The organism is Haloferax denitrificans ATCC 35960 (assembly GCF_000337795.1).
In the GTDB taxonomy this organism is placed as follows: Archaea; Halobacteriota; Halobacteria; order Halobacteriales; family Haloferacaceae; genus Haloferax; species Haloferax denitrificans.
Genome location: NZ_AOLP01000018.1, coordinates 235040 through 242778, shown reverse-complemented (window position 1 = coordinate 242778; position 7739 = coordinate 235040). Strand labels below are relative to the sequence as shown.

General features: G+C 67.6%; 8 protein-coding genes and 1 pseudogene. 2 read left to right on the top strand and 7 right to left on the bottom strand.

The window, feature by feature from the left end; genetic code table 11:
* Positions 1–555, bottom strand: a pseudogene (locus C438_RS16240) (mandelate racemase/muconate lactonizing enzyme family protein); the annotation flags it as partial.
* A gap of 84 nt (positions 556–639) precedes the next feature.
* Positions 640–1086: a luciferase domain-containing protein gene (locus C438_RS16235; RefSeq protein WP_004970784.1), complete on the bottom strand. Its 447-nt coding sequence runs from the start codon at positions 1084–1086 to the stop codon at positions 640–642.
* A gap of 402 nt (positions 1087–1488) precedes the next feature.
* On the opposite strand from C438_RS16235, the gene C438_RS16230 reads away from it, so the two are divergent.
* Positions 1489–2139 (top strand): hypothetical protein, encoded by a 651-nt coding sequence (locus tag C438_RS16230; RefSeq protein WP_004970783.1) that lies wholly within the window; start codon positions 1489–1491, stop codon positions 2137–2139.
* A 75-nt stretch (positions 2140–2214) separates the two neighbouring features.
* Here the strand turns inward: C438_RS16230 and C438_RS16225 are convergent, their stop codons facing one another.
* Positions 2215–3435, bottom strand: a complete 1221-nt coding sequence (locus C438_RS16225) for an HAD family hydrolase (RefSeq protein ID WP_004970782.1) — start codon at positions 3433–3435, stop codon at positions 2215–2217.
* Positions 3436–3573: 138 nt separating this feature from the next.
* On the opposite strand from C438_RS16225, the gene C438_RS16220 reads away from it, so the two are divergent.
* Positions 3574–4017: a DUF5799 family protein gene (locus C438_RS16220; protein WP_004970781.1), complete on the top strand. Its 444-nt coding sequence runs from the start codon at positions 3574–3576 to the stop codon at positions 4015–4017.
* A gap of 37 nt (positions 4018–4054) precedes the next feature.
* Here C438_RS16220 and C438_RS19795 read toward each other — a convergent pair whose 3' ends face one another.
* From C438_RS19795 to ptsP, 4 genes are all read right to left on the bottom strand, one after another.
* Positions 4055–4204, bottom strand: a complete 150-nt coding sequence (locus C438_RS19795; protein WP_004970780.1) for a DUF7557 family protein — start codon at positions 4202–4204, stop codon at positions 4055–4057.
* Positions 4205–4406: 202 nt separating this feature from the next.
* Positions 4407–5399, bottom strand: a complete 993-nt coding sequence (gene fba, locus C438_RS16215) for a class II fructose-bisphosphate aldolase (protein ID WP_004970778.1) — start codon at positions 5397–5399, stop codon at positions 4407–4409.
* 166 nt (positions 5400–5565) lie between these two features.
* Entirely contained in the window at positions 5566–6042 is a 477-nt protein-coding gene (ptfB, locus tag C438_RS16210; protein ID WP_049918167.1) for a fructose PTS transporter subunit IIB, read from the bottom strand.
* Positions 6039–7736 carry a phosphoenolpyruvate--protein phosphotransferase gene (gene ptsP, locus C438_RS16205; protein ID WP_004970776.1) on the bottom strand — a complete coding sequence of 566 codons (1698 nt, stop codon included), beginning with the start codon at positions 7734–7736 and terminating at the stop codon, positions 6039–6041. The genes ptfB and ptsP overlap by 4 nt, the downstream gene beginning before the upstream one ends.
* Between the last annotated feature and the right edge of the window lie 3 nt (positions 7737–7739).

Genomic DNA, 7739 nt, shown 5'->3' with positions numbered 1-7739 from the left:
CTTCAGCGCGTCGTAGCCGAGTTCGTCGACGACGCGCTCTGCCTCGTCGGCGCACGCTTCGGGGTCGGCCTCCTCTTCGGTGTGGCAGTCGCAGTAGACTCGCACCTTGTCGCGGTACTTCCCGCCGAGAAGCTGATACGCGGGGATGTCGAGAATCTTGCCCGCGAGGTCGTGCAGCGCGATTTCGATACCCGCGATGGCGGTGACCGTGACGCCCTCGACGGAGCCCTCGCCGGACATTTTTTGGATGAGATGTTCGTACAGGCGGTCGATGTCGAGGGGGTTCTCGCCGATGACGAACGGCTTCATCCGCTCGATGAGTTCGGGCACGCCCGCGCCCCAGTAGGCCTCGCCGGTGCCGACGACGCCCGCGTCAGTGTAGATTCGGACGAGCGTCCACGGGAAGTTGCCGTCGACCATCGTCGTCTGCACGTCGGTGATTTCGACGTCGCGGCCGCCGCCGCGCTTGGCCGTCACGCCCATCGTCTCCGCCGACAGCTCTCGCATCGTGTACTCCGCGTTCGGATCGTGTAAATCCGCGTAGTTCTTACCCATGTAGGGTGGTTTACTCGGACGTTAGTAAAGTTTTTCCGACCGAGACATGTCTCCGCTCGGGACCCGGGGGACCGGGGAGCGAAGTCAGACCGGCGCGCGTCGGTCGAGGGAGTCGTGGAACGTCTCGCGGACGAGCGCGTCGAGGTCGGCGGGGAGACCGAGGCGGCGGAGGTCGGTGTCGGGGTCCGCCTCGGGGTCGGGGTCGATTCCGCGGCGGCGGACCGCGAGGAGCCGCCAGAGATACGCGAGTCTGAGCAGACGCATCGCGCCGGGGACGTCGGCGTCGCTTCTGACGCGGTAGGTCACCCACGCGGAGTCGGGCAGGACGTGGTGCGGGTCCGCGAGCCCGTCGGTGAGAAGCACGTCGCGGACGCGCCTCGTGAGCGCGAGGTCGACGACGCCGGCGTCGTGGACGTGGCCGATTTCCCTGCCGGCGACGACGAACTCGGTCCCTCCGAAGCGGTGCGGCGCGGTCTCGACGCCGGGCCAGCGCGAGACGCGCGAGATGATTCTGTCGATGGAGGCGGTCATTCGGTGACTGTACGCGCTCCGAGAAGATAACTACAGGGCCGGAGCCCCCGAGACGCGGCGTCTTTCGACCCGAGTTCGACACCACGTAGCCCGACGATAACCACAGGATTTCCGGACATTCTGTTCACGGTGAGTGTCCGTCGAAAATAGACCCTCAGATTGGCGTGGTATTCGCGTATTAACACGGGTTAGGAACGCGAATGTTCGCATCCGGTGATGGGTTCGAGCAGTTCCTCCGCGGTCCGGGGCGCTCTCTACCGGGGAAATTTCGGAGCGCGACGCCGAGCGGTAGACGATTCGTAACGAAGCCCTCGGAACGCAAATAACAGGTCGAACCATGTCTCTGACCCCCACCGATGTACCAACCCCGAGAACCGACTCCGACCACCGGGAGGTCAGGCGATGAATCTCGGCCAGCTCGGCGTCGGCGTCGTCGTCCTCATCATCGTCGCGTTCGCGCTCCTCTCCGGCGGCGTGAATACGCCCGAGACGCCCGCGCCGGTCGACGACGCCGACAGAAGCATCGGCGCCGACGTGGCCGGCCCCGACGCGGACGACGCGCCGCCCGAGGACCCCGACCCCGGAATCGAAGCCGAACCCGTCGTCGCCGACGACGACGGGGCCGACGACTCGGGCGACGACGGCACCGCAAACGAGAGCGAAAGCGAGAGCGGGACGTTCGAGACGGTCGAGACCGGCGACAACGACACCGACTCGGCGACGAGGACGACCAGACCGCGCGGGAGCCCGGTCGGCGTCTCGAACTACAATGACGACGACTCGTCTTCGGACGATTCGAGTGACGACTCCTCGACTGACAACAGCGCGGACGACTCGTCTTCGGACGATTCGAGTGACGACTCCTCAACTGACAACAGCGCGGGCGACTCGTCTTCGGACGATTCGACCGACGATAGTGCAGACGACTCGACCGACGACAGCACCGATGACTCGTCTTCGGACGACTCGAACACCGACGACACCGGCGACGACTCGGGCGACGGTTCGAACGGCGACGACTCGGGTGACGACATCGGGATGTGCACGGTCTGAGCCGCCTCGGAGTCACCCCCGAGTTACTCGCCTTGCTCAGCTGTAGCGACCGGGTACCGCGACGACGCGGCCCGTTCAGTCGACTAAGAGATTGAGGGCGTAGGCGGTCCGGAGCACCGACGCGGCATCGCCGCGGGGAAACACCAGTTCGTCCGTCTCGCGGACGTGGTCGAGCACGCCCGGCGAGGAGTGTTCCGGAGCCGCCGCGAGCCCGCACTCGTTTTCCGCGGCCCACTGCATCACGTCGAGGTCGGACTTCGAATCGCCCATCACGAGGACGAACGGGTCGTCCACCCCGAGCACGTCGAGCGCGGCGCGGACCCCCGCCGCCTTGTTCAGGTCGACCGCGGAGAGTTCCGCGGCGTCGGCGTGGTAGTACGCGACCGTCACGCGTTCGAGGGTCTGTTCTACGGCCGCTGGAATCTCCGTGTCCGGGTCGGGAAGCCCATTGCGGTCGTCGAGCACGTCGCGTATCTCCGGGTCGCGCGCCGCGAAGTACGCCCGCGCCCAGTCGGGGCCGGCGGGGTCGTCGGTGAGCGCCTCGCCGAGGAGGTCGAGCAGGTAGACGAGCGCGCCGTCGATGACCGCCTCGGCGTCGTCGCTCCCGGTCTCGAAGTTCGGCTTGAGCGTGACGTTGAACTCGTTGCCCTGCAGGTGAACGCCACCACGGAGCGCGTCGGGGAGGTCGCGGATGACGCGCCCGCGGACCGACTCGAACACCGACTGCACCGAGTCGTCGAGCGTCTCGTAGAGGAGGCGCTTCGTGTCCGAGCCGTGACCGGGCGTGAAGACGCCGGTGCCGGCTTCGTAGACGATGCTCACGTCGCCCGAGTGGACGAGTTCGTTGCCCAGCCCCTGAATGGCGAACCCCTTGACGTTCTCTAAGGTCTGGCCGGTGCAGATGACGATGGGAACGTCCTGCTCGTGGAACCGGGTGAGGAGGTGGAGCACCTCGCGGGGAATCTCGTTGTCCGTCTGTCCCGCGGAGCGAAGCGTCTCGTCCACGTCGAGGACGAGCGCGTTCACTTCTCGCCCGTACTTCGTGTAGAGGTCGAGGGCCGTGAACGCCTGGTCCCGCGTCGCGCGCGCGGCGAGTTCGGCGTAGCGGTCGCCGTCCGAAAGCGCGCGGCGAATGCGGTCTTTCTTCGCCGTGAGTTCGTCGTCGACCGCCTGCCAGTGCGACAGCGCCACCGGCGAGCCGAGCGGCGGCAAGAGGTCGACGAAGTCCTGTGCGTCCCGGACCGCGTCCGCGTCGAAGTTCCCGTACAGTCTGTACAGGAGGTCGTACCGCTCCATGACTCGGGGTCGTCACCCAACCGCATTAAACCCGCATGGGTGCCGGTTCCCCCGCGGCGTCTCGTCGGCGGAGAGACGCGTCGCCGACGGTCGGTCGGCCCCGCAACTCTGATACCGACCCGCCGACGACGTGTGCACATGGCACACTGGACCGACAGCATCGTCGGCGACCGGATGACGGTGGACCGCGAGTTCAACGAGCAGGTGATGAACTCTCGGTTCAACAGTCAGGAGTGGGGTCTCATCATGACGGCGACCGAGTTCGAAATCGAGAACGCGGACGACCCCGAGGCGGCGCGCATCGTCGCCGACACGGAGAAAGTCCCGCAGATCATCCCCGAACTCGACAACATCCGCAGTCAGATGGGCGGGATGGGCGGCGGGGGAGACGACTCGTCGTCCGGCGGCGGCATCGTCGACTCCATCAAGGGCGCGCTCGGCATGGGCGGCGGCGGGAAGAAGGGCGAACGGGAGAAACTGGAGGACGCGGAGCGACTCACCCAAGCGTACGCCGACGCGCTCCAAGACCACCTCGAAAAGAAGGGCAAGTGGAATCAGGTCCGGGTCAGCTACCTCGAATAGCCGGGCCGTTCCGGCGGTTGCGCTCGCGCCCGGCGTCTCAGTACTCGTCGCCGGCGTGGAACAGCGTTCGCTCGCTCGCCTCGTAGATGTTCATCAGTTCGTTGATGAGTTCGTCGTACTCCTCGTCTTCCTCGCGGAGCGCGTCGAGTCGGGCGACCGTCTCGTCGTCGAGGTGAATCTGCGGCATACCTACACCCACGCCGCGTGACACCTTAAGCGACGTGGGGCGGCGGGTTCGACTGCCACCGAGCACCGAGAGCGCGGCCGCTGGGCGGGACACGTATCGAAACGAAAAACCGGCGGTGTGCCGGGTGGAGACGACGGCCGGTGTCGGTCCGAGTGCGGACGCGACGAGCGCTCGACGGTGAAGTGCCACCGCCCGCGCGGCGTTACTTGAACAGCGACTGGCCGGCGCTACCGGAGACCTCGGTCAGGCCGGCGTGCACGTCGGCGATGCGCTCGCGGATGTCGCGCCCGGCGACGCGGGGGTCGAACACGTCCTTGTTCGGCGACCAGTCGGTCTCGTTGAAGAACGTGTCGCGGGCGTCCGCGACGCCCTCGGGCGGGACGATGGCGTTGGGTTCCTCGGTGTAGCGGTCGTAGGCGGTGCGCGTGTACTCGTACTGGTAGCGAGTGTCCTTGTTGACCTTGCAGATGCCGTGTTTGAGCATCTCCTGCAGTTGGTCGGGCTGGACGCCCGAGGAGCCGTGGAGGACGAGCGGCGTGTCGAGGCCGTGGTCGCGCAGGGCCTGCCGGATGTCGTGGGCGAGGTCCGGGCGGAGTTCGAGGTCCTTGCCCTTGGCGACGCCGTGTTGCGTGCCGACGGAGATGGCGAGCAGGTCCGCGCCCGTCTTGTCGACGAACTCGACGGCCTGCTCGGGGTCCGTGTAGAACGCCTCTTCGGCCTCGATTTCGTCTTCGACGCCCTTTATCTGGCCGAGTTCGGCCTCGATGAGCACGTCGGAGCCCGCGGCTTCCACCATCTCGACGACCTCGCGGCTCGTCGCGACGTTCTCGTCGAACGGCTCGTGGGAGGCGTCGATCATGATGGACGACGGGATGTCGAGTTCGATCTGCTGTTCGATGAACTCGAGGTCCGTCTGGTGGTCCATGTTGAGGAAGACGCCGATGTCGTACCGCTCGGCGATGGTCTCGATGTAGTTCCCCATGGCCTTCAGGCCCGCGACGGCGTCGCCGTCGCCCGCGAAGCGACAGGCCCCGCCGCTCATCTGCAACAGGAGGTCCGAGTCCATCCGGTCGGCCCCCTCCATGAGACCCATCATGATGTTCGGCTCCGCGATGTTACTCGCGATGAGTCCGAATCCTTCGTCGAGCGCCTCGTCGTACACTGTGGCGAGTTCCTCCCCGCCGTAGAACGGCATTATGTGGTCACCTCGGTTTCGTCAACGACTGCGAGACTAATAATGTATGGGAAGTGAGTTTCGATTCTGCACGTTTTCGTTTGTTCGCGTTCGAGTTAATTTTCAGCGGCCGACCGAGCGCCGCCGCTGGGAGACGGGAGAAAAACGGGAAAACCGCCGGCGAGCGTTACGAGAACAGCTTCTTCAGGCGGGCGAACAGCCCTTTCTCGGGGTCGCCGCCGCGGCGCACGGGTTCGTCCGATTCCGCGGCGTCGCCGGCCGACTCGTCGGTGCCGGACTCGGCGTCGGCGTCCTCGCCGTCGTCACCGCTCCCGAACGTGACCGAGCCCGTCTTGCCGGCCTCGGCGAGTTCGACGGCCTTCTTCACGACGGCCTCGGCGTTGTTCACGCCGTCTTTGACCGTCCCCTTGACGACGAGCTTGCCGTCGAAGCGGTCGCGGCTGACCGAGGTGTCCGAGGTGATGATGACGGCGTCGGCCTCGGCGATGGCGTCCGAGGACAGTTCGTCCTGCGTGCCCATCGCGCCCTGGACCTCGACGTCGATGTCGTGGCCGAGGCGCTCGCCGGCCTGCAGGAGGTTCTCGGCCGCCATCTGGCTGTGTGCGATTCCGGTCGGACAGGATGTGACTGCGACGAGTTTCATTGGTCTAGTGTAAGGATTTCCGTGACTTCAGCCTTGGTGTCGGCCTGCAGGACGCGCTCCGCGAGTTCGCGGGCGTCCGCGGTGTCGGTCTCCGCGACGGCCGCCTTGACCTGCGGCACCGTCACGGCGCTCATGCTCAGTTCGCCGAGGCCGAGCCCGACGAGCAGTTCGGTGAGGGCCGGGTCGCCGGCCATCTCGCCGCACATGCCGACCCAGCAGTCCTCGCCCTCGGTCGCCGAGACGGTGGCGTCGATGGCGCGGAGGACCGCCGGCTGTCGGTAGTCGCCGAGCTCAGAGACGCGCTCGTTGCCGCGCTCCGCGGCCATCACGTACTGCGCGAGGTCGTTCGTCCCGATGCTGAAGAAGTCGACGTGCGGCGCGAACTGGTCGGCCATGAACGCCGCGGCGGGCGTCTCGACCATGATGCCGAACTCGGGCAGTTCGTTCGCGACGCCCTCGGCGTCGAGGTCCGCGGCGACCGACTCGAACCGCTCGCGGCCGGCGCGAAGCTCCTCGACCGTCGAGACGAGCGGGAGCATCACCGACAGGTTCGCACCGTCGGCGCTGGCCGCCGCGCGCAGGAGCGCGCGCACCTGCGTCTCGAAGAGGTCCGCGTCCGGGCCGAGCGACCGGCGGATGCCGCGCTCGCCGAGGAACGGGTTCTCCTCGTCCGGCAGGTCGAGGTACGGCACCGGCTTGTCGCCGCCGATGTCGAGCGTCCGCACGACGACGCGCCCGCCGTCGAACGATTCGAGCGCCTCGACGTACGCCTCGTACTGCTCGTCTTCGTCCGGCGGCGACTCGCGGTCGAGAAAGAGGAACTCGGTGCGGAACAGGCCGACGCCGTCGGCCCCGCGGTCGACGGCCGGCCCGAGGTCCGCCAGCGTGCCGATGTTGGCGGCGACCTCGATGTCGACGCCGTCTGCGGTCTCGACCGACTCGTGTCGGACGTCCACGTCGGCGGCGGCCGCGGCGGCCTCCTTGCGCTCGTCGGTCGGGTCGACCACGAGGTCGCCCGACTCGCCGTCGACGACGACCTCGGTGCCGTCCTCGACGGACTGGAGTTCCTCGCCCACGCCGACGATGGCCGGCAGGGCGAGCGAGCGCGCGAAGATGGCCGCGTGGGAGGTGCGGCCGCCCGTCACCGTGACGAAGCCCGCGACGCGCTCCGGGTCGAGTTGCGCCGTGTCGCTCGGCGTGAGCCGTTCGGCGACGACGACGCTCCCTTCCGGCAGGGACGAGAGGTCGACGCGCTCGCCGTCCGCGAGGACGCGCACGAGCCGGTCGCGAACGTCGCGGAGGTCGTCGGCGCGCTCGCCCATGCGACCGCCCATGTTCTCGAACTGCTCGACGAACTCGGAGAACGTCTCCTGTACGGCGTGTTCGGCCGGGAGCCCGCCCTCGATGGCGTCGGTGACGCCGTCGGTTATCTGCGGGTCGTTGAGGAACTGGACGTGCGCGTCGAACACCGCGGCCTCCTCCTCGCCGACGCGTTCGGCGGTCCGCTCGCGCTCGGCTTCGAGTTCGTCCTCGGCGGCCGCGCGGGCGTCCTCGAAGCGGGCCAGTTCGGCCTCCGCGTCCACGTCTTCCGGGGCCGGCGGCTCGGGGAGGTCCGCGTCCGGTCGGTACCAGACGACGGTGCCGACGCCCGAAAGCGGTGTCACGCCGATGCCGGAGAGGGTTCGTTCGGTCATGGC